Consider the following 18,849-nt stretch of genomic DNA (forward strand, 5'->3'; position numbering starts at 1 on the left):
GGAAGCTTTTTCCCGTTACCTTGCAGGCATTTCACTAATGACCGTCGGAAAAATTGGGTATATACGGCCCGCTTTCGCCAACGAGGAATTTGAAATGTTTCGCATAGGTTCGCTGGCTTTTGCCGCTCTTTTGATCGCCGCCACTTCGGCTTTGGCCGATGATTCAATCGTGAAGCTTCCGGTAACTCCGGCACCTTCCGCGGGGCCGACGATGACGGCTGCGCAGGAATTCTGTGGCGAGGCTTCGGGCAAGGCGGAAGATCTGATTTCGCGCTACACGTCGAAGGCTGGCCTGCAGAAAGTGTACGAGAGCGATCAATACCTCGCGTATTCGGACGATCCGAAGAACGCGACGGTGATGTATACGTTCACGACCAAGAAGAATCCGGCGTATCCGGCTGCTGTCTGCCGCAAGATCGAACACAAGGGCGACAACCTTGTGATCGCGATGAAAGTCGTCTGCGATGGCAACGGCGAGGCCTGCGCGAAACTTCAGAACGACTTCAACGTGATGAATGCGCAAATGCAGGCGCAGGTCGATCAGCAGATCGCGGGCCAGAAGAAATAGTTTTACGTTTGCGCTTGGCGACTCCCCTCTGGGGAGCCGGCCGTCGAGTGCGGGGCTAGACCTGCTTGCTACGGGCGAGCCAGATCGTGTGGCCGCCGGCAGTCGGGTCGTTCTCGACGTAAGTGACGACCTCGAACCCCTGTGCATCGAGTAAAGCGCGGTATTCCTCCGGCGCGAGGCTCGCGTGATAGAGCGGTTCGCCGCCGAATGTGCCCATCGCCACGCCATTCTCCGTTCCGCTCGTGAACATCAGAGCCGCGCCCGGTGCTGCGTGCGCGCTGAAAATCGTGAACATGCGGCGTTGATCGTCCTGGGTCAGATGGAAAAAACTGTCCCAAGCAAGAATGCCGTCGAACGTTTGGCCGAGCGCGAGGGTGCGCATGTCGGCGACGCGCCAGTCGCTTTGTGGAAAGCGGGCTTTGCAGCGCGCGATCATCGCCTGCGAACTGTCGACGCCGTGAACGCGATAGCCTGCGCGAACGAAGAAGCCTGCGATCGGTTCGCCTGATCCGCAGCCGATGTCGAGAATGGAGCCGCCGGCAGCGATCGACGCAAGGAAGCGGTCGAGCCATTCTTTTTCGAACAGGCTTCGCGATCGGACCTCGTCCCAGGTGTGGGCGTGTCTTTCGTAAAGAGCGATGATGTTCGCCGCGTCCGACGTCATGGCGTTGGATGTTTCTCCAATGGCGTCGTCAGCGTTTCACCTTTTCCCAGTCGATAATGGCGAAGTCGGTGATGAGGGCGACGACGCGCCCGTCTTTGTCGTAGCCGAAATAGGACGCGTAAAAGCCGTCACCCCAGCCGCTGGCGAACATCGCAACGTTCGTCTCGCCAGCAGGGAGCATCAGGAAGAAGTTCGGTTTGAGGTGCGCGGCCTTACCGTTGGCCTCGCCCTTGTCCTGCCACTCCTCCCAGGCGTCGGGGTTCGCTTTAAGGACGGATGTCAGCGTCTCGCCGGCTTTTGGATCGTAGAAGGCGCCGGTTCCGGCATCGACCGGATAGCCGAAGATTTCGCCGGCAGCGAGCGTGGACGCGTCTTGGCCGTCGGTCACGGCCATTTTCCATTTCACTGCCGGAGTGTCTGCGAAGTCGATGCGAGCGAATGCGATGCGGCCATCGTTAATGCCGCCGACCGCGATCGCGAGGCGGACCGGAAACGACCCGTTCGGCACCGGCTCGGAAAACGGCAGCCGCGCGTCGATCGAAACGAACGGATCGCAAGCGGCGATCCGGCCGCTCACGATCTTTAGATTGCCGAGTTCGAGGGTGCGAAAGGACGTCGGATGAAGACGTGGCGGCTTGCCTTCATCGGCCTCGTCGACCGTCAAGCGGTACGTCGCGTCGAAGGCGCGGGTGAAGGCCTCTGCGTAGTCGGGAACAGCCGCGGAAGCTCCATGTCCGGCGAGCAGCGTGAACACGGACGAGAGAAACGAGCGGACGCCGGCCACTTTGCTCTCCTCCTTTTCGACGCATCATCGTATCCCGCGCGTTACCATTATGTTGACTTTGCCATCGCTGCCTTCAGGTTTTCATCGACCTTGTCGAGGAAGCCCGTCGTCGACAACCATTTCTGCTCCGGTCCGACGAGAAGCGCCAGGTCTTTCGTCATGTAGCCTGCTTCGACCGTTGCGATGCAGACCTTCTCGAGCGTCTGACAGAATTTCAGAAGAGCATCGTTGTCGTCAAGCTTAGCACGATGGCCGAGGCCGCGCGTCCACGCAAAGATCGATGCGATCGAGTTCGTCGACGTCTCCTTACCCTTCTGATGTTCGCGGTAATGGCGCGTGACCGTTCCGTGCGCGGCTTCGGCTTCAACCGTCTTGCCGTCCGGTGTCATCAGAACGCTGGTCATCAGGCCAAGCGATCCGAAGCCCTGCGCAACCGTATCCGACTGCACGTCGCCGTCGTAGTTCTTGCAGGCCCAAACGTAACCGCCCGACCACTTGAGTGCGGAAGCCACCATGTCGTCGATCAAGCGGTGCTCGTAGGTCAGCTTGCGCTTCTGAAATTCTTCCTTGAACTCAGCGTCGTAAACCTCCTGGAAAAGATCCTTAAAGCGGCCGTCATAGGCCTTCAGGATCGTGTTCTTGGTGGAGAGATAGACGGGATAATTGCGCGAAAGGCCGTAGTTCAGCGAGGCGCGTGCGAATTCGCGGATCGATTCATCGAGGTTATACATCGCCATCGCGACACCGGCGCCGGGGGCTTTGTATACTTCCTTCTCGATGACATTGCCGTCTTCGCCGACGAACTTGATCGTCAGCACGCCCTTGCCGGGGAACTTGAAATCGGTCGCCTTATACTGGTCGCCGAAGGCATGGCGGCCGACGATGATGGGCTGCGTCCAGCCAGGGACGAGGCGAGGGACGTTTTTGCAAATGATCGGTTCGCGGAAGATGACGCCGCCAAGGATGTTGCGGATGGTGCCGTTCGGGCTTTTCCACATTTCCTTCAAATTGAATTCTTTTACGCGTGCTTCGTCGGGCGTGATCGTTGCGCACTTGATGCCGACGCCATGCTTCTTGATGGCGTTGCCGGCATCGATCGTCACTTGGTCCGCGGTCTTGTCGCGATTTTCGACGCTCAGGTCGTAGTATTCCAGGTTAACGTCGAGGTAGGGATGAATGAGCTTGTCCTTGATCAGCTTCCAGATGATGCGGGTCATCTCGTCGCCGTCGAGTTCAACGACGGTGCCTTCAACTTTGATTTTCTGCATTGGATGTCTCGCGGAGCGATTTGAGGACGGTGGATCTTGTTCTATGACGCAGGTGCGCAAAGCTTAATCGCTCATCACGCACTTGCGAAGAGAACCTTCGGCGAAGTGGTGCGTCAGATCAAGACGCGTTTCAAGTCTTGCTCGGCGGCGCCAAGTTCGTTCCACCTGCGCGGCGTGGTTTGTGCTGGGGAACGCCGGAGCGTTCTTGCCTGTCCGCAGGCGTGTCGCGCTGGGCCCTTGACGTGCGCTCCGGAATGACACCCTGTCCTGGCATATGGACGATGCGGGACGCCGGTCGAGTTACCGAGACCCACCTGGAGGAAACGATTGAACGTCGAGACTGAGACTTCGGCAGGCGATGCGCTCCGCATCATGGTCGGCAGCGGCGAGCCTGTGCTCGGACCGCGGGCGACGCGCGTTTGCGAAGTCGTTCACGCCTGTCACGCCGGCTCGATCGATCAAGGGCTTGAAAAGCTCGCCATTCCAGGGCTGACGCGCGATACGCTCGAACCCGTCTTGCAATACTGCGCCAGCCTCACGTGCATCTCGGACGAGGTGACGTGTCCGGGCTGCAAGCGGCGCACGGAAGTTCAGGGCATCGAGACGCTCGATCAATTCGTTCTCAGCAAGAAAGAAGTGATCGTCGGGCATGGGCGCGTGCGCCTGAAGGGGGAGGGGACGGAAACGGTCTCGACGCCATGTCTCGAAACGCTCGCCAAGCAATGGTCGGGTGAGAATTATTGGTTCTGGGCGCGGCGTGTCATTCGCAAGCTGCGTCACGGTTTGCGGCGGGCAAATATGCGCGGCGAGCCGGTGGCGGGCGAGGGCGAGACGCCGTCGGTCATTCTCATGGAGCCGCAGCTTGCCGACAACATCGGCATGGTGGCGCGCGCCTGCGCGAATTTCGGTCTCGACGATCTTCGACTCGTCAGTCCGCGCGACGGCTGGCCGAACGAGAAAGCGCGCATTGCGGCCTCGGGCGCCAATTACATCATTGACGACGCGCGCGCCTATTCCAGTCTCGACGAGAGTATTTCGGATCTCAACTGGATCGCGGCGACGACGGCGCGGCAACGGGATCTGCGAAAGCCGGTCCTGACACCGGAGCAGGCGATCGCCGAGATGCGCACCCGGATCGGCCGAGGGGAGCGGTGCGGGATTTTATTCGGGCGTGAGCGTAATGGGCTGGAGACCAGCGAAGTTGCCCATGCAGACGCTTTGATCATGATTCCTGTCAATTCCCGGTTCGCGTCGCTTAACCTTGCCCAGGCTGTGCTGCTAACGGGATACGAGTGGATGCGGGGGGATTCTGGGCGAAGCCTCGGCCGTGTCACAACCTATGAAAAGCCCCTGACCGAGGGGCTTTACATGGGCCGGGACAGGCCGGCGACGAAAGAGGAACTTATTGGACTATTTGAACATTTAGAACGGGAGCTGGAAGCGAGCGGGTTTTTCAATCCAGCCCACCGCAAGACGGTCGTGTCGCAAAATCTTCGCACACTGCTGACCAGAATGAACGCGACGGAGCAAGAAGTCCGCACCCTTCGTGGCATAGTTGCAACGCTCGCACAGGGCAAAGGAAAGGCCCGAAAAGGGGGGGATTAAGTGCCTTCATATGGCCAAGTTTTGGGCCGAGCGATGCCAAGCCGAGAGGCATACTCGCGATATGCAACGCGGCTGCCCATTGGGTCGCGCCCGAAACGTATTTTTGCAACGAGATAAAAAACGCAGAGGCTCAACTGGAGATGTGGATGAACACGAGGGCGGGGGTTGTGTTGGCGGGCGTGGCAGCGCTGTCGCTGTGGGGATCCACAGTGTCGGCTGGCGCGCAGGAACTCAGTGAGCATGCCGTAAGATCATTCATGGAGTATGCGTGGTCGCTTACCCCGCAGCAGTTCTCCAAGCCGGATGGATCGGTCATCGTTATCGACAAGAACAAGAAGGCGCAGGTCGAGGTCCCGCTCGATGTTGCGCGCCGGGTGATTATGGCTGGCCGCCTTTCGGCCCATGCTCAGATTTGCGACTTGCGCGACGAGCAGGTTCAGAACCACCGTGCCCTGATGCGCCGGGAAGAGGCGACACGGAAGTGGACGCAGCAGCAACTCGTTTACATCAGCCAGTTGCATCTGACGACGCTGATGCTGATGACCGGCCGTATCAAGCTGGTCGAGCAGGAAGGCGACAAGCAAGTCGTTGTCGACGAAAAGAAATCGCCGCCGCAGACGTGTACGCCCGAGCAAAAGGAAAAGGTTAAGGAGCTGATCGAGGCGTACGTCGCCAGCAGCCCGCCGCCGAATTTCGCTCAGGCGGGCCAGAAGCCGCCGGCCGGGGCTCCTCCTGCAGCCGGTGCGCCCGTTTCGACCGGGTCGACGTCCGTCAGCGAGACGACGATCGAGAAGAAATAAGCTTTCGAGGCGGTTCGGGGGCGGTTGACGCGGCTCTCGATGACCGTTATCAAGCACAACCTTCGCGGGCCTTCGGGCCCGCGTTTGATTTCTGCGCACCCGTGGCGGGACTGTCGAAGGTCCATGCCTGTCAAATCCCGAGAGGGGTTAGAGGAGGGGGCGCTCCAATCGGCTCCGGCTCTTCGGCCGGACCATAACTCATGGAGTGCTAGAAGATGACGAAGCGCATTCGCGCCAAGCATAAGATCGACCGCCGCCTTGGCGAGAACATCTGGGGCCGTCCGAAGAGCCCGCTCAACCGCCGCGAGAGCCGTCCGGGCCAGCACGGCGAGCGCCGTTCGGGCAAACTGTCCGACTTCGGCCAGCAGCTCAAAGCCAAGCAGAAGCTCAAAGGTTATTACGGTTCGATCTCCGAGCGGCAGTTCCGCGCCGCTTACGATGAGGCTTCGCGCCTCAAGGGCTCGACGTCCGAGCACCTGATCGGCCTACTGGAGCGCCGTCTCGACGCGCTCGTCTATCGCGCGAAGTTCGTGCCGACCGTGTTCGCTGCGCGCCAGTTCGTCAGCCACGGCCACGTTTCGGTCAACGGCCAGCGCGTCACCGTTCCGAGCTACCGCCTGAAGGTTGGCGACGTCATCGAAGTTCGCGAGAAGGCGAAGCAGATGACGCTCGTGCTCGAAGCGATCAAGAGCGCCGAGCGTGATGTTCCCGATTACGTCAACGCTGACCACGGCAAGCTGACGGCGTCTCTGACGCGCGTTCCTGCTCTGTCGGACGTGCCGTATCCGGTTCAGATGGAACCGAACCTCGTGGTCGAATTTTATTCGCGCTAGTTTTTTGTTTGTCGCTTCCGACTCCGCTTCGCGGAGCCGGCCGGAAGCGACGGACGTATTTCACCACGGCCCTTGGCCGAAGTGGATCGAGTTTCAAAAAGGCCGCCTTTCAGGGCGGCCTTTTTCATGGCCGGTGGCGATGCCGCCTATCGGTTCCGTCATGCCGACGAAGGTCGGCACCCAGACAACGATCCTCAATCAATCTGTTGATGCTTGGCTGGATCCCGGCCTGCGCCGGGATGACGGCAGGTTGCGTTAGGCGGCTGTGCGGCGGCGGGGTTTTGGGCCGGGCGCAATGGAGATGCCGGGGTTGGGCGTGATGGCTGGGCCGCCGCCGTCGCGGCGCTTGCGGCGACGCCGGGATGGCGTTTCAGCGTTGGCCCAGGCGTAGGCGAGCATCGTCATCAGCGCGGATGCGGCAAAGAAATAGACGCCCGGCAGCACTCGCGCTTCGGTGTAGCCCGACGAGTTCACGTAGAAGATCATCAGCGCCAGCACCATGACATCGGTCATCGAATAGCGGCCGATCCATTCCATCGTCGCGAACGATTTGCGGCGAAACTCCTGCGGCATGTCGTGCGCGGTAATGAGCGTCAACAGATAGAAGAGCTTCAGGAACGGGAAGAACACCGACACCGCAAACACAACTGAGCAGAGGAAGTATTCGTTGTTCTCGAACAGCGCGTAGATGATCGTCAGGATCGAGTGCTCGTTGGTCCAGACGTAGACGGTCGTAAAGCGGATCGACGGCATGATCAGGCCGAGCGCGAAGAACACCGTTGCGAGAATAATCAGGAAGCTCAGCGCGAAGTTACGCCACGCGGGCCGCGTTTCCTTCTGGCCGACGTCGGGCTGCGGCAGCACGGGGACGAGTTCGGGCGCGGCGGCCATGCCGTCTGTTCTGATCCAGGCATAGGCGAGGATCATCAGCACGACGGCGGCGGTGAAGAAATAGACGCCGTTGAGGCTCGATGCGTCATAGACCTCCTGGCTCTTGATGAAGAAGATCGTCAGCGCCAGCACGAGCACGTCATGCATCGACCATTTGCCGAGCCATTCGAGGGCGCGCAGCCGCGTCTGGTGGCGGACAATTTCGGCGGGCGGCAATGTCGAGACGAGCAGCAGGTAAAGTAGCTTGGTGACGGGCAGGAGGATCGAGAAGACGAGTACGATGAGGCCGAGGAAGGTCTGGTTGTCCTTCAGCAGTACGTCGACGGTCGAGAGCAGCGAATGCTCGGTCGTCCAGATGCCGAAGCTCGTCAGTTTCAGGATCGGCAGCGTGATGCCGAGCGCGAGGCAGACGCTGGCTGTCAGGATGGTCAGCGAAAGAAAGAAGCGCCTGCCGCTCAGCCACATGACCTGCACGATCGGTCTCCTTTCGCGGCGAAGCGGGCCATGCTCTGCCATGCCATCGAGGCATCATCCGGTTAGGGCAAAATTGAGACACTGCGGGTCAAGTCGCAAGCGCATTTGGAGGCTAGGGATGGGAGAGCAGAACAGGTGAGAGCATGACGGACAGCAGTACGACGCGTGATCCCGCGAAATTCGGTTCCACAGGCAAGCCGCGGGCGCGGGGGCTCGGATTGCCGATGCCAGGTGTAACGGGGCCGTTGAACGCGATCACGGACGTCGGCGGCGTGACGGTCGGCTTCACGACGCTGCGCAATGACGGCGGAAACGTGCACACGGGCGTGACGGCGATCCTGCCGCGTGCGCCGGAAAATCTGGCGCATCCGCTGTGGTCGGGCGTGTTTTCGATGAATGGCAACGGCGAGATGACGGGCGCGCACTGGATCCGCGATGCGGGCTGGTTTACAGGGCCGATCACGATCACGAATACATTCTCAGTCGGGCTTGCACATCATGCGACGCTGAAGTGGATGGCCAAGCGCTTCTCGGCGCTGGGGGAGGATCTTTGGGCATTGCCGGTCGCAGCCGAAACCTATGACGGGTTTCTGAGCGACATCTCGGGGTTTCATGTCACCGAAGCGCATGTGATGGCGGCGATTGATGGTGCGCAGCCGGGACCGGTGGCGGAGGGCTGTGTCGGCGGCGGCACGGGCATGATCGCCTATGAATTCAAGGGCGGAACGGGGACGGCGTCGCGGATCGCGAAGACGCGGCTCGGCGAACACACCATCGGCGCGCTGGTGCAGGCGAACCACGGCATTAAGCCGTGGCTGACGGTGTGCGGGAAGCCGGTCGGCGATCTGCTGCCGGGCGAGCGGGTCTATTCGATGGAGAAGGGCTCGATCATCGTCATTATCGCGACGGATGCGCCGCTGCTGCCGGGACAGCTCGAACGCCTGGCGCGGCGGGCGTCGATCGGCATTGGACGTGGCGGCACGCCGTCGGGCAATTCATCGGGCGATATCTTCATGGCATTTTCGACGGCGAACGATCCGGGGCAATTGCCGGAGCCTGCGGCGTTGACGTTCACGGCCGTCAGCAACGACGATCTCGATGCGGTTTATCTGGCCGTGGTCGAAAGCGTGGAGGAAGCGGTGTTGAATGCGATGCTCGCGGCCGAGACGACCACGGGCAAGCACGGTCGCGTCGTCAAGGCGATCGACACCGAGAAGCTGAAGGCGCTGGTCGTCGGATGAGTTTCGATTTGCGGAGCGATCCAGCGTTCTTCGAACTGCTGACAGGCAGTTATGCGCGGCTCGTCGGCGCGTCGCTGGTGCCGGAGGGCGCAAACGCGCAGTGGCTTTACGAGGACGCGCCGTTCGTCGTCGTGGCGCATAACACGGATGCCGATCCGCGCTTCGTCTATGCCAACAAGCGGGCGCAGGCGTGTTTCGAATATCCGTGGGACGAGTTCATCACGTTGCCGTCGCGGCTGTCGGCGGAAGCGCCGAACCGCGAGGAGCGGGCGCGGATTTTGGAAGCTGTTGCGCGCGACGGGTTCGTGCGCGGCTATCGCGGCGTGCGGATTTCGAAGTCGGGCCGCCGGTTCTGGATCGACGACGGGATCGTCTGGCAGTTGATCGACGCCGACGGGGCAAATCGCGGGCAGGCGGCGACGTTTGCATCGTGGACGGACGTTTGAATTTTGTTCGCAGCCGCGCTCCTTACCGCGCCATAAGGGGAGCGAGTGTCCAGTCGTCTCGCATCGTCATCCCGGCGCAGGCCGGTATCCAGTCAGACAGAAACAGTTTCTGTGCCGATGCTTGTCTGGGTGCCGGCCTCCGTCGGCATGACGGAGTGTATGTTTTGTTTTTGGAGACGTTCGACGAGGATGACGGGACCGCCAAAAACAAAAGCGGAGCTGAAACAGCTCCGCTTGGAATTTCACACTTGATTGCGAAAACTCAGCCGTGGTGGTGGCTGTGGGCGATGCCCTTTTCGCAGATAAGGTCGTGCAGCTCGCCGGCCGAATACATCTCGCGCATGATATCGCAGCCGCCGACGAATTCGCCTTTGACGTAAAGCTGCGGGATCGTCGGCCAGTTCGAAAACGTCTTGATGCCTTCGCGGATGCCTTGGTCTTCGAGCACGTTCACATCTTTGAACGGCACGCCGAGGTGCTCAAGGATCTTCACGGCGGTAGCGGAGAAACCGCACTGCGGGAACTGTTTCGTTCCCTTCATGAACAGGACGACGTCGTTGTCGGCGATCGTCTTGGCAATCACGTCATTGGCGGTGGTGGTGTCAGAGGCCATTCCGGGGCTCCTATCGTGCCGGGGCGGCCGTAGCGGCGCACCCGTGAAAGGTTGAGATGTGGGCGAGAGTTGTCCGATAGTCAATCGGGCGCTTTAGCTGGCGCGCCGGTCATTCGGCCGGCAGGGCGGTTGTCAGCTGCAGGGCATGCAAAACGCCACCCATGCGGCCGCCAAGCGCGTCGTAGACCATCTGATGCTGCTGGACGCGGCTCTTGCCCTTAAAGGCCGCCGAGACGACGTGCGCCGCCCAGTGGTCGTTGTCGCCCGCTAGATCCTTCAAGTGGATTTCGGCGTCGGGAAAACGGGCTTTGATCATCTTCTCGATATCGGCCGCGGCCATCGGCATTGGTGGTGAACTCCCGGTTTGATCGTGATCTGGAAGGTTTTCTGATCTATGGCGCTTCCGATCAGCTCCGGCAAGGGCTTCGATCAGGCAATCTTATGGAATTCTCACGTGATTGCGATTGGACGTTATCGGAGATCAGGTCTATCCCATACGCTATGTGGAGTGAGAAACTCCCTCAAAGTCTAATGGAGGACACCATGAAGACCTGGACAAAGCCTGAAGTTCGCGAGCAGGAAGTCGGCCTCGAAGTGACGTCGTACCTTCCGGCTGAGATCGACCTCATCTAAGGCGATCCGAGCGATTTGAATTTGGACGCGGTGGCAGGAAACCCTGCCGCCGCGTTTTCTTTTGTTAGCTTTTCAGGGTTTTCAAAGGGGTGAGACGCTCGCCACCTGCAGGTGTAGCGAGCGTCTCTGAAACGCCGAGAACGGGGGGAGGCCTCGGCGCAAGCGGACTTTCTTCGATCAGCGGTCGCAGTCGAGCGTGACCTTCACCCATGGAAGGTCGAGCTTGCATTTGCCGTCCTTCGTCTTCGTGAAGACCTTGTCCAGCTCCGTGCCGCCGATCTTCATTTTGCCGAGGTCGCTGCCGCTTGTGTCGCTGTCTTTCGCGGGTGGCGGCTCGTCAGCCTTGGCAGTTTCCTTGGGCGGTGTCTTACCCTGATCGGGTGATGCCGAAGGTTCTTTTGCTTTGGCTGTTGTGTTGGTCGCCGGTGCAGCGGCGTTGGCGTCAATGCCTGTGCCTGGCGACGGAACCGCGCTCTTGCCTGAAGTATTGGCGTTCGGTGTGATCGTAGGTGGGGCGGATGCGTTGGTCGCGCCGCCGTTGTCGGCATTGTTCGGCGATGTGTCGGTGCAAAGCTGAAGGTCGGTCGGCGCCGGCGTCCAGATCATCGTCCGCGACAGGAATTTGAGGCCGGCATAGCCGACAACTTTGAGATTGCCGTTGGAAAGCGGCGTCAGCTCGACATCGTACTTGCGGCCCTTTTCCGGCGAGTAGATCCAGCCGTTGTCCCAGTGGCCGCTGCCCGCGGGCGTGACGTTGCCTATGATCTGCTTGCCGCAGCCATCGTTATCCGTCGACGATTTCACCCAAACGACGTTGCCGCACAGCGCGTTGCCGCACGGCTTGATCTCGACGGCGCCGCGGCCGGTGTCGTCCAACCAGACGCCGACCGGATCGGAGCCGGCAAATGCGTTAGCGAACGTGGCCGGCGCCAGCGACAGGGCGATCGCGGCAGGGGCAATCAACTTTATGATCCGCATGACAAGATCCTTTTCGTAAGATCAGGTTTGCTCTGGATGACCGATGTTGCTGCCGTTGTGCCCTGGATCGTCGGAACCGGAAGTTCCTCCCGGAACACACTGATCGAAACGGCTATCGGCACGGTCGTGGGCTCCTCGCATTCCTTAACGTCCGCCGCGGAAACTTTCGCTGAAACTTTCTCCGCCAGCGCCTGAAACGAACCTCAAAAGCCCGACGTACCGATCATGCAAGAGCGAGAAACAGTCGCAGCTCGATGCGGCGGTCGAGCGTTTCACCGTACTGCGTTCCGGTCGCGCTCTGGACTGAACAATTTTTAACTTTTGAGATCAGGAGCTTGTACGATGAAAACGACGATTTTTGCAGCTTTGCTGTTGGCCCTTTCCGGTTCGGTTGCGCTCGCAGAGGACGGCAATCTCACCACCAAAGCGATGAAAGATCTTCCCGGCACGCATGGCGGTTCGACCGCTACGCCGACGGCCAAGCCGAACTCCGGCAGCCTGTCCGAAGCCCAGATGCAGCGTCAGCCGGGCGTCAACAGCGATAAAACCGGCAAGACCGCGACGCCGAACGCCAAGCCCGAGGACGGCTCTCTTGCTGGCGCTGAGATGGAGCAGAACGTCGGCGCCCATAAATAACATTCGATCTATATTCAAATTTCCACGGGAGCGACGACCTCGGCTGTGTGCTGACGGTCGTCGTTCCCGTTTACGAGGGTGTCTGGGAAGTATCTTCACGCGTTCGCGAGCGTAATCTCAAATTTTAATCACCAATGTTCACCTCCGGTTGCCGTCGGGTGGGCGTGTTTCATGACGATTGCGCGCAATCTCGAATGTTCCAGCCGCGGAGCGAAATATTTTTTTGGGGAAGGTGGCGATACGTAAACAGGCTCGGCCGCATGTCGCCCGAGGCTGCTAAGCGGAAGCGACAGAAAGCAGAATGCCGATTGCGACAATCTTAAGCTTCCATCGCGCCATGCAGTCCTTATGGGACGGCTATATCTTTGCGCCGGACCTCCCGTCGAAACTTTATGGGTAGGTGCCTACGTTTCTGTCGTGTGCCGATAACGCACATAGAAACGGTTAGAACCATGTCCAGCGATTTACTCAAATCCAAACAGCGCATCGGGCAAGCGGTACAGATGGTCCCGGCCAAGAAGCGCGATAAAAGCGAAGGGCCGCTTATTCTTGCGCTTCTGATCGGCGCTTGTGCGGCGCTCGGAATTATCATCGCCGCCAACAGCGAACCTGACGAGACTGTTTCCAATGCCGCGCCGACGCAACAGCTCGATGGCATCCGCCACTAGCAGGGAGGCCTTGTGCCATGCTCGCGATCAGGCATCACGCGCATATCCTGGAATATTGCGTGCTTCACAATACGACGCCGGAAGGCCCGGTGATTGGCCGGCTCGATGGGAGCGATTTTTCGGAATTCGTGTTGGATGAGTTCGGGCGGCGATTTGCCTATTCGGGCGTTGCGCCGCGCCTCAGCAACGGTCAATTCGACGATGCGGCCCTGAAAGACGGCGAATTTATCGTGCCGCCGGGGCTGATCTACAAGTATCGCGGCTACGCCGACAAGAGACGGCGCCTGCTGGGCTTTGCGACGACGACGTCGGCCTAGACCAAGTGAACGTGAGCCAGTCTGTCTGCTTCAGCGATTGATCGAATCGCAGCATATCTTTCCACCGGGATCAAACGCATGGCGCCTGATGGCTGTGGATGCCGCAGCGCGGGGCGGTGCTTGTTCGCTTGGGGGCTGAGATGCGGACGGTTGTTTGCCACTTCTTCAACGAGGAATATCTGCTGCCTTGGTGGCTCGCCCATCATCGCCGGATTTTCGATCACGGCATCATGATCGACTACAATTCGACGGATGCGAGCCGAGACATCATCAAGAAGATGTGCCCGGAGTGGGAGATCTATCCGACGCGGAATGCCTACTTCGACAGCGCCTGCATCGACCGCGAAGTGGAAGACTATGAGCGGACCTGCAGCGGCTGGCGGATGGCGCTGAATGTGACCGAGTTCCTTTATGGCAACGTGGCGCAGCTCGATAAAATCACGGTGCCGGCGCAGCACTTCATCGGCAACTATGTTTTCGTCGAGCCGCAGGGCGGCTATCCGGCGCCGCTCGATCACAGCAGGCCGCTGCACGAGCAGGTGCGCTTCGGCTATTACGAAACGGATCCGCGTCCGTGCGATAAGCTGAATTTCGGGTTGCGGGCCAGCCGCAGCATCCACAATTACCCCATCGCGTATGCGCGCGAGGGCGGCCGGCACTGGTATCAGATGCCGACGCTCGGCGATCTGGCGATCTTCTATTACGGCTATGCGGTGCTCAACGAGAAGGGCATTTCCCGCAAGATGCAGATCAAGACCAAGATGAGCCCGGAAGAACGGCAGGCTCGCGGCGCTGAGCATCCGAACATGGTCACGCCGGAGCGCTTCCTGACCAACATCGAACGCTTCCACCGGCCGCGCTGCTCGGACCTTTCCGGCGTCGTTTCGCGGGTGGCCCGGCATCAATATCCGGCGGAGGCCCCGGTGTTGGCGACCTCCGCCGCATAAGGTTATTTCACGCCGAGCAATTCGACGTCGAAGATCAGCGTGGCGTTCGGAGGGATGACGCCGCCAGCGCCGCGTGCGCCGTAGCCGAGCTGCGGCGGAATGATGAGCGTGCGCTTGCCGCCGACTTTCATGCCAGCAACGCCTTCGTCCCAGCCCTTGATGACACGGCCGGTTCCGATCGGGAATTCGAACGGCTGGCCGCGATCGACAGACGAGTCGAACTTCGAGCCTTTCTTGCCGTCAACATAGAGCCAGCCGGTGTAGTGCATGACGCAGATCTGCCCGGTCTCGGGCGTCGCGCCGGTGCCGACGACGGTGTCTTCGTATTGGAGGCCGGACGGTGTGGTGGTCATTTTCGATCCTTGCGTTTGTGCGATTGCCTGGTTGTTGGGAAGGATGGCGCTCACGATAGCGAGCGTGGCGGCGATGGCCATCATGGTGGGGAAGCGGGCGTAGCGCATGTTGGTTCCTCTATGGGTGCGGCGCCCTTTGGCGGGCATTCGTCTTGTTTTTTCGTTATCCCGGCAAAGGCCGAAGTCTCGACAAACTTCAAAATTCGTTTGCAGGTCGGTGTCGTGGCTGGTCGCCTCCCCGGCCATGACGATTAAGAGATCGTTTTGCCGCGGAGATCGCGTGTTGCGCACGCCCGATTAGGATTGTGCCGCGGCCTTTTTCTGCAGCTCGGCGAGGCGACGCTGGTATTCTTCCTCCATGGCGAGGACGTGCTGATAGACGTTGTCGAGTTCTTCTTTGCGCACCCCGTCTTGGGCTTCCTCGACCCATGTCGCGAACTCTTCGCGCAGCGTAAAGAGTACGTCGAGGGCGCCCTTGATTTCGCTGAGTTCCTGCTGGGATTGCGGATTATCGCCGGTCGCCATGGTCCGTACTTTCCTTCCGTGTCAGCTAGCCAACTCACCCTGCATCAGCTTCGGCAGGAAGCCTTCGTTGGCGCTGCGGAGTTCGGAGAGCGGTAGTGCGCCTTCGCCTTTCAATGCAATGGTGTTGCCAGCGACGCGACCGATGATGCGGGCCGGGAGTTCAAGCAGTCGCGCGCGTTCAAGCACTTCCTCGGCTTTCTGCGGCGTTACCTCGACAACGTAGCGGCCCTGATCCTCGCCGAACCAGACGGCGTGCGCGGGAAGTTTGCCCTCGTAGGCGAACAGTTCGACACCAAGGCCTGATGCTTCGCGCGAAAGACCGTTCTTGCCGCCCGCAAGCGCCATTTCGGCGATGGCGACGAGCAGTCCGCCATCGGCGCAGTCGTGCACCGAGAGTGCGCGGCCTTCGCGGATCAGCGTGCGGATCAAACGTCCGGCCTTAATCTCATCTTCGAGGTTGACCGGTGGGGGTGCGCCTTCGAACTTGCCAGACGCGTATTGCTGATAGAGCGATTGACCGAGGTGGCCTTCCTCCCGGCCGATGACGATCAGCACATCGCCTTCGTTCTTGAGGCGAATGTCGGCGAGCTTCGCTGAATCGGGCACGAGACCGACGCCGCCGATGGCAGGCGTGGGCGGAATGCCGACGCCGTTCGTCTCATTGTAAAGCGAGACGTTGCCGGAGACGACCGGATAGCCGAGCGCGTTGCAGGCTTCCGCCATGCCGCGGCAGCTTGCAACGAACTGACCCATGATCTCTGGGCGTTCGGGATTGGCGAAGTTCATATTGTCGGTGATGGCGAGCGGATCGGCGCCGACGGCGGTCAGGTTGCGCCAAGTTTCGACGACGGCCTGCTTCGTGCCTTCTTCCGGATCGGCGGTGACGTAGCGGGGCGTCACATCGCAGGCGACCGCGATGGCTTTCTTCGTGCCGTGCACGCGGACAACGCCCGCGTCGCCGCCCGGCCGGCCGACGGTGTCGCCCATAACCATGTGATCGTACTGTTCCCAGATCCAGCGGCGCGACGCGAGGTGATGTCCTGCCATCAGATCCTTCAGCGTGCCGAGGATTGCGTTCGGCGCGGGCACCCATTCGGGTAAAATCTTCGCGGGCTTCTTCGGCTCGACATGCGGGCGCGTATACATCGGCGCGGAGTTCGCGAGCACCGGCACGGGCAGATCGGCTTCGACCTCGCCCTTGTGCTTGATGATCATGCGCTGGGTATCGGTCGTGTGACCGATGACTGCGAAGTCGAGGCCCCATTTCTCGAAGATCGCTTTCGCGTCGGCCTCGCGCTCGGGCTTCAGGATCATCAGCATGCGTTCCTGGCTTTCCGAGAGCATCATCTCGTAAGCGGTCATGCCGGTTTCGCGCTGGGGTACGAGGTCGAGGTTCAACTCGATTCCGACGCCGCCCTTGTCGGCCATTTCCGAAGTCGATGACGTGAGGCCCGCGGCGCCCATGTCCTGAATGGCGATGATGCTATCGGTCGCCATTAGTTCGAGGCAGGCTTCGATCAGAAGCTTTTCCGTGAAAGGATCGCCGACCTGCACGGTCGGGCGTTTCTCATCGGACTTCTCGTCGAACTCGGCCGACGCCATCGTCGCGCCGTGGATGCCGTCGCGGCCCGTTTTCGATCCGACATAGACGACGGGAAGGCCGACGCCCTTGGCGGCGGAATAGAAAATCTTGTCCGTCCGCGCGAGGCCGACGCACATGGCGTTGACGAGGATGTTGTTGTTGTAGCCTTCGTCGAAATTCGTTTCCCCGCCGATAGTGGGCACGCCGGTGCAGTTGCCGTAATGCGCGATGCCGGCGACGACGCCTGAAACCAGGTGGCGGGTCTTTGCATGATCGGGGGCGCCAAAGCGTAGCGCGTTCATGTTGGCGACGGGGCGTGCGCCCATCGTGAAGACATCGCGCATGATGCCGCCGACGCCGGTCGCCGCGCCCTGGAATGGCTCGATGTAGGAGGGGTGGTTGTGGCTCTCCATCTTGAAGACGACGGCGTCGCCGTCTCCGAGGTCAACCACGCCCGCGTTCTCGCCCGGTCCCTGGATGACCTGGGGGCCGGACGTCGGCAGCGTTTTCAGCCAGACGCGGGAGGATTTGTACGAGCAGTGCTCGCTCCACATGACCGAGAAGATGCCGAGTTCACAAATCGACGGCTCGCGGCCGAGGATTTCGAGTAGCCGCTCGTATTCATCGGGCTTCAGGCCGTGCTCGGCAACGATTTGCGGGGTGATCTTGCGGGTGGTGGTCGTCTCGGTCATTCAGGATCTCGGGCAAATCTCTTGGGGCGCGCTTGATTTGCGACCGCTTATATGGGGTCGAGGCCGGTTTGTCGCCCTTTGGTTGGCACCTTGCGACTCCGCTTCGCGGAGCTGGCCGCAAGTCGCGGGTTTGCGGCTTCTTTCTTCGCTGGCGGGCGGTTGCGAGCCCTTGTGCGCGACCCGGGACTTAGAATGCTTGGCCTCGATATGGCCCTGGGCCCCAGCCCTTCGCTACGCCCCGGCCGGTATGGCAACCGCCATAGGGTTCACTTCGCGTTCTTGGCGAGCCAGGTTTTCATGAACGCGATTTCGGTTTCTTGGGCTTTGATGATGTCCTCTGCGAGCTTTCGAAGCTCGGGGTCCTTGCCGTATTGAAGCTCGATCTTGGCCATGTCGACGGCACCCTGGTGGTGCGGGAGCATGCCCTTCACGAAGTCAACATCGGCGTTGCCGGTATATCCGACCATCATTGCCTGATGCATCTTCTGCATTGCAGCCTCGAAAGCCTTGGACGACGGCGCGGCGTCGGCGGACGTGCCCATGTCCATCTTCATTTGGCCGCCCATGTTCATGTGGTCCATGGACTTCATGTCCATGTCTTCCGCCAGGGCAGGCGTCACGAGGAAGAAACCGAGGCATAGCAGTCCGGCAATGGTTTTCACGGGGTAAGTGTCCTCCTCGTTTGGATTGAAGTCGGGCCGAATATGGGCGAGCCCGGCGATAAAATAACTGTCGTAGTCGGACGCACTTTATAGCGGCGCATCGCGGTGTTGTCGCGGCCGCCGGCTTCGAGAAATGCTCCGTGCGGATCGCTTCAAAATTTCTGAATGCGATATGAACCGGCTGCACCCTATGCCGCGGCGGCTCAGCGCTGCTGACGGCGCATTTCAGTATTGCGGCGAGATGCCATTTTATTTGGCAGATTCTGCATCCTATATGCTCGTCAAATCGGCAGTGCAGGGAGCGACTGGATCTCCCTCAGCTGCGCATATGATGGGTTAGAAGGTCTACACACATGTCGTCGGGGAAGTTCGAGAGGCGCGCATCGTTGCTCGCGGGTGTTTCGTTCGCAGATGTTTGGCGAGCGGCCAGGTATCACCAACTCGGCGGCCATGGAGAGCATCCGTCGTCGCTCGAAATCGCGCACGCATCGCGCTTTGCGGCGCCGGGGCAGCCTTTTGCCTCTGAGGCAAGTGTTGCCGGTGAGCTCGGACGGGCAGCCGACATCCGGCGTTATCGTCAGGCCGCTTGAGCGATTTCGTCACGTGGAATCGTCCGGCGTTTTTGCCGGCTCGGGGCATTTTGGGGCTGACGGACTATTTTGCGTCGCA

The 18,849-nt window shown here is 60.4% G+C and carries 22 protein-coding genes; 11 read left to right on the forward strand and 11 right to left on the reverse strand.

Annotated elements, in window-relative coordinates:
- The first annotated feature begins 94 nt into the window (after window positions 1–94).
- Complete coding sequence (locus tag HYPMC_RS06410) at window positions 95–568, forward strand: hypothetical protein (protein WP_041300770.1); 474 nt, start codon at window positions 95–97, stop codon at window positions 566–568.
- 55 nt (window positions 569–623) lie between these two features.
- Here the strand turns inward: HYPMC_RS06410 and HYPMC_RS06415 are convergent, their stop codons facing one another.
- The 3 genes from HYPMC_RS06415 to HYPMC_RS06425 are packed head-to-tail and all read right to left on the reverse strand — an operon-like array spanning window position 624 to window position 3,284.
- Complete coding sequence (locus tag HYPMC_RS06415) at window positions 624–1,232, reverse strand: class I SAM-dependent methyltransferase (protein WP_013947039.1); 609 nt, start codon at window positions 1,230–1,232, stop codon at window positions 624–626.
- A 28-nt stretch (window positions 1,233–1,260) separates the two neighbouring features.
- A complete protein-coding gene (locus HYPMC_RS06420; RefSeq protein WP_013947040.1) occupies window positions 1,261–2,016 on the reverse strand; it encodes a DUF4241 domain-containing protein in 756 nt (251 codons plus the stop codon).
- Between the two features lie 47 nt (window positions 2,017–2,063).
- Window positions 2,064–3,284: an NADP-dependent isocitrate dehydrogenase gene (locus tag HYPMC_RS06425; protein WP_013947041.1), complete on the reverse strand. Its 1,221-nt coding sequence runs from the start codon at window positions 3,282–3,284 to the stop codon at window positions 2,064–2,066.
- A gap of 327 nt (window positions 3,285–3,611) precedes the next feature.
- On the opposite strand from HYPMC_RS06425, the gene HYPMC_RS23135 reads away from it, so the two are divergent.
- The 3 genes from HYPMC_RS23135 to rpsD all read left to right on the forward strand — a co-directional run bounded on the left by HYPMC_RS23135 (window position 3,612) and on the right by rpsD (window position 6,522).
- Complete coding sequence (locus HYPMC_RS23135; RefSeq protein ID WP_013947042.1) at window positions 3,612–4,889, forward strand: RNA methyltransferase; 1,278 nt, start codon at window positions 3,612–3,614, stop codon at window positions 4,887–4,889.
- A gap of 146 nt (window positions 4,890–5,035) precedes the next feature.
- Complete coding sequence (locus HYPMC_RS06435) at window positions 5,036–5,689, forward strand: hypothetical protein (RefSeq protein ID WP_013947043.1); 654 nt, start codon at window positions 5,036–5,038, stop codon at window positions 5,687–5,689.
- Window positions 5,690–5,904: 215 nt separating this feature from the next.
- Complete coding sequence (rpsD, locus tag HYPMC_RS06440) at window positions 5,905–6,522, forward strand: 30S ribosomal protein S4 (protein ID WP_013947044.1); 618 nt, start codon at window positions 5,905–5,907, stop codon at window positions 6,520–6,522.
- Window positions 6,523–6,777: 255 nt separating this feature from the next.
- On the opposite strand, the gene HYPMC_RS06450 is transcribed toward rpsD, so the two are convergent.
- On the reverse strand, window positions 6,778–7,878 hold the full coding sequence (locus HYPMC_RS06450) for a paraquat-inducible protein A (protein WP_024275638.1): 1,101 nt from the start codon (window positions 7,876–7,878) through the stop codon (window positions 6,778–6,780).
- A gap of 152 nt (window positions 7,879–8,030) precedes the next feature.
- Between HYPMC_RS06450 and HYPMC_RS06455 the strand changes: the two genes are divergently transcribed.
- Both HYPMC_RS06455 and HYPMC_RS06460 read left to right on the forward strand, forming a co-directional pair.
- Window positions 8,031–9,128: a P1 family peptidase gene (locus tag HYPMC_RS06455; RefSeq protein WP_013947047.1), complete on the forward strand. Its 1,098-nt coding sequence runs from the start codon at window positions 8,031–8,033 to the stop codon at window positions 9,126–9,128.
- Window positions 9,125–9,574 carry an MEKHLA domain-containing protein gene (locus tag HYPMC_RS06460; RefSeq protein WP_013947048.1) on the forward strand — a complete coding sequence of 150 codons (450 nt, stop codon included), beginning with the start codon at window positions 9,125–9,127 and terminating at the stop codon, window positions 9,572–9,574. The genes HYPMC_RS06455 and HYPMC_RS06460 overlap by 4 nt, the downstream gene beginning before the upstream one ends.
- 262 nt (window positions 9,575–9,836) lie before the next feature.
- On the opposite strand, the gene grxD is transcribed toward HYPMC_RS06460, so the two are convergent.
- Together grxD and HYPMC_RS06470 are read right to left on the reverse strand one after the other, a co-directional pair.
- The gene (grxD, locus tag HYPMC_RS06465) at window positions 9,837–10,187 is read right to left on the reverse strand and encodes a Grx4 family monothiol glutaredoxin (RefSeq protein ID WP_013947049.1); all 351 of its coding nucleotides are present in this window, start codon (window positions 10,185–10,187) and stop codon (window positions 9,837–9,839) included.
- Window positions 10,188–10,296: 109 nt separating this feature from the next.
- Window positions 10,297–10,533: a BolA family protein gene (locus tag HYPMC_RS06470; RefSeq protein WP_013947050.1), complete on the reverse strand. Its 237-nt coding sequence runs from the start codon at window positions 10,531–10,533 to the stop codon at window positions 10,297–10,299.
- A 197-nt stretch (window positions 10,534–10,730) separates the two neighbouring features.
- Here HYPMC_RS06470 and pqqA point away from each other — a divergent pair, with 197 nt between their 5' ends.
- Entirely contained in the window at window positions 10,731–10,820 is a 90-nt protein-coding gene (gene pqqA / locus HYPMC_RS06475; protein ID WP_013947273.1) for a pyrroloquinoline quinone precursor peptide PqqA, read from the forward strand.
- A 177-nt stretch (window positions 10,821–10,997) separates the two neighbouring features.
- On the opposite strand, the gene HYPMC_RS06480 is transcribed toward pqqA, so the two are convergent.
- Window positions 10,998–11,798, reverse strand: a complete 801-nt coding sequence (locus HYPMC_RS06480) for a DUF2147 domain-containing protein (protein ID WP_013947052.1) — start codon at window positions 11,796–11,798, stop codon at window positions 10,998–11,000.
- Between the two features lie 342 nt (window positions 11,799–12,140).
- Between HYPMC_RS06480 and HYPMC_RS06485 the strand changes: the two genes are divergently transcribed.
- The 4 genes from HYPMC_RS06485 (at window position 12,141) to HYPMC_RS23140 (ending at window position 14,366) form a co-directional block, all read left to right on the forward strand.
- On the forward strand, window positions 12,141–12,434 hold the full coding sequence (locus tag HYPMC_RS06485) for a hypothetical protein (protein WP_013947053.1): 294 nt from the start codon (window positions 12,141–12,143) through the stop codon (window positions 12,432–12,434).
- Between the two features lie 452 nt (window positions 12,435–12,886).
- Window positions 12,887–13,102 (forward strand): hypothetical protein, encoded by a 216-nt coding sequence (locus HYPMC_RS06490; RefSeq protein WP_013947055.1) that lies wholly within the window; start codon window positions 12,887–12,889, stop codon window positions 13,100–13,102.
- Window positions 13,103–13,119: 17 nt separating this feature from the next.
- Window positions 13,120–13,419, forward strand: a complete 300-nt coding sequence (locus HYPMC_RS06495) for a hypothetical protein (protein ID WP_013947056.1) — start codon at window positions 13,120–13,122, stop codon at window positions 13,417–13,419.
- A 140-nt stretch (window positions 13,420–13,559) separates the two neighbouring features.
- Window positions 13,560–14,366 (forward strand): glycosyltransferase family 2 protein, encoded by an 807-nt coding sequence (locus tag HYPMC_RS23140; RefSeq protein WP_013947057.1) that lies wholly within the window; start codon window positions 13,560–13,562, stop codon window positions 14,364–14,366.
- Between the two features lie 2 nt (window positions 14,367–14,368).
- Here the strand turns inward: HYPMC_RS23140 and HYPMC_RS06505 are convergent, their stop codons facing one another.
- The 4 genes from HYPMC_RS06505 to HYPMC_RS06520 all read right to left on the reverse strand — a co-directional run bounded on the left by HYPMC_RS06505 (window position 14,369) and on the right by HYPMC_RS06520 (window position 18,180).
- On the reverse strand, window positions 14,369–14,803 hold the full coding sequence (locus tag HYPMC_RS06505; protein WP_371199591.1) for an FKBP-type peptidyl-prolyl cis-trans isomerase: 435 nt from the start codon (window positions 14,801–14,803) through the stop codon (window positions 14,369–14,371).
- Between the two features lie 213 nt (window positions 14,804–15,016).
- Window positions 15,017–15,244 (reverse strand): hypothetical protein, encoded by a 228-nt coding sequence (locus tag HYPMC_RS06510; RefSeq protein ID WP_013947059.1) that lies wholly within the window; start codon window positions 15,242–15,244, stop codon window positions 15,017–15,019.
- A 21-nt stretch (window positions 15,245–15,265) separates the two neighbouring features.
- Window positions 15,266–17,518 carry a phosphoribosylformylglycinamidine synthase subunit PurL gene (gene purL, locus HYPMC_RS06515; protein ID WP_013947060.1) on the reverse strand — a complete coding sequence of 751 codons (2,253 nt, stop codon included), beginning with the start codon at window positions 17,516–17,518 and terminating at the stop codon, window positions 15,266–15,268.
- 266 nt (window positions 17,519–17,784) lie between these two features.
- Window positions 17,785–18,180, reverse strand: a complete 396-nt coding sequence (locus HYPMC_RS06520) for a DUF305 domain-containing protein (RefSeq protein ID WP_013947061.1) — start codon at window positions 18,178–18,180, stop codon at window positions 17,785–17,787.
- Between the last annotated feature and the right edge of the window lie 669 nt (window positions 18,181–18,849).

It is taken from the genome of Hyphomicrobium sp. MC1 (assembly GCF_000253295.1).
GTDB lineage: Bacteria > Pseudomonadota > Alphaproteobacteria > Rhizobiales > Hyphomicrobiaceae > Hyphomicrobium_B.